General features: G+C 60.9%; 1 protein-coding gene. It reads right to left on the bottom strand.

All coding sequences use genetic code 11. The features are described 5' to 3' along the window. Positions 1–39: 39 nt before the first annotated feature. The coding region (locus AWB79_RS37950) for an IS30 family transposase (RefSeq protein ID WP_061172601.1) at positions 40–882 on the bottom strand (843 nt) is incomplete at its 5' end.

Here is an 882-nt window from a genome sequence, read left to right as displayed (position 1 = left end):
GGCGGTTTCAAGGTTGAAGCGCAACGGCGGATTTAATGTTTAGAGCCCATGAGGTTGAGCTGCGGAAGCGAGTGTGGCGGCGAAGACTTCGAGTGGCGAATGGAAGGCGTGAGTGGCGCGAGGCCTGCTGTTCAGACTGTCGGCAATGTCGTCAAGTTCGTCCTGACTGTAGACCGAAAGGTCGGTGCCTTTGGGCAGATACTGGCGCAGCAGTCCGTTGGTGTTTTCACAAGTTCCGCGCTGCCATGGGCTGTGCGGGTCGCAGAAGTACACCTTCACACCGGTGGCGGCCGTGAGTTCTGCATGTCGCGACATTTCCTTGCCTTGGTCGTAGGTAAAGCTCTGCCGTAATGGCTCGGCAATCGAATTGAGTTTGGTAGAAAAGCCTGCCAGCGCGGAAGCAGCCGTGGCATCTTCCATCTTCGCCAGCAGCACCAGGCGGCTGGTCCGTTCCACCAGCACTCCGACTGAAGACGCATTGTTGGCGCCCTTGATGAAGTCGCCCTCCCAATGTCCGGGCAGCAGTCGGTCCTCGATTTCGGGCGGCCGCACATGAATACTGACCATGTCGGGAATCTGTCCGCGTCGGTCTGTGCCCCGTGTGCGCGGCATGCGCGTGCTGTGGCCGTGGCGCAGGCAGGCGATGAGCTGACGGCGCAGTTCGCCGCGCGGTTGGGCGTAGATGGCCGTATAGATAGTTTCGTGGGACACGTGCTGGGTCGGGTCGGTCGGATACATGCGCTTGAGTGTGCCCGATATCTGCTGAGGTGACCATTTCCACTCGAGCAGGGTAAGAACGATGCGCCAGCACACACTCTGCGGGCAGAGCTTTGTGGGACGGCGACCCGCACTCCGACGCGCGCCGCTGAGCGCTTCTGCAGG

Source organism: Caballeronia hypogeia (assembly GCF_001544875.2).
Classification (GTDB): Bacteria; Pseudomonadota; Gammaproteobacteria; order Burkholderiales; family Burkholderiaceae; genus Caballeronia; species Caballeronia hypogeia.
This window is presented reverse-complemented; position numbering and strand designations above follow the sequence as displayed.